Origin of the sequence: Acetobacter cerevisiae, from assembly GCF_001580535.1 — a bacterium.
In the GTDB taxonomy this organism is placed as follows: Bacteria; Pseudomonadota; Alphaproteobacteria; order Acetobacterales; family Acetobacteraceae; genus Acetobacter; species Acetobacter cerevisiae.
On the sequence record NZ_LHZA01000021.1, the window covers coordinates 1 to 917 of the forward strand.

Annotated in this window: 1 protein-coding gene; it reads right to left on the reverse strand. The window is 55.9% G+C overall.

Annotation, left to right across the window (positions count from 1 at the left end):
• On the reverse strand, positions 1-917 hold a 917-nt coding region (locus tag AD928_RS00130; protein WP_156470001.1), incomplete at both ends, for an ISL3 family transposase.

Here is a 917-nt window from a genome sequence, read left to right on the forward strand (position 1 = left end):
CTTTTCCATGGTGGTGCATGGCCCCGCTGAAACCAGCGCCGCACGGTTTTTCTCTCTACCCCGATCGTTGTGGCGATAGCCTGAATGCTGTGTCCCGCTGCTTTCAGGGCAAGAGCTTCCTTGAAAAGAATATCACGTCGTTCCCCAGAGGCTGACCTGACGACCGCCTGCGCCTCTTCTGGATGCGCTCTGATTGTTTCAGATATTTTGCTTACTGCCGTTGATACGTTCAGCTGTCGTGTCAGGGTCCTCACTGTTGTCGTAAAACGGTCCAGAATGCTGACAAAAGCGTCTGACAGGTTCTTCAGCAGATGCCAGCGGTCTGTCACCTGAAGAGCGGATGGTGCGCCTCTGCGGCATCCGTCTGCATAAGCACCGGCACGGTCTCTGGCAATGATTTCAATACCGGGATGGACCTGCAGCCATCGGGCAAGGGTATCAGCGTCCCGATCTGGCAGGAGGTCAATGACATCATTTTTCTCAAGATCAACCACAATCGTTCCATAGTGATGTCCCCGCCGCCATGCCCAGTCATCCACCCCCACCACACGTGTAAGGGCCGTGCCTTTTGTGGTGTTCTGCACACGTGAGAGAAGACGGCGGACAAGAGTATCGGCGCTGATGGGGCAACACAGGCGCACGGTCATTCGTGCTCCAGCGGAACCGCCCAGGGTATGGGCGATATAATAATGAAGATCGGCAAGACGTGTGGTCTGTCTGCCATGACGCACGGTTATCCCCTCAAGGGGCATGACAAACGTCCGACGTGGACAAAGCATCGTCTGGCAGAAAAAGCGCGGCACAGAAACGATCAGCGTGGCTGGACGGCCCTGCCATGGAAGATCCGCGAGTTTTCTCTGATAGAAACTGTGAATGCGTCGTGTCGGGCACTGACAGTCCGGACACACTGCACTCCG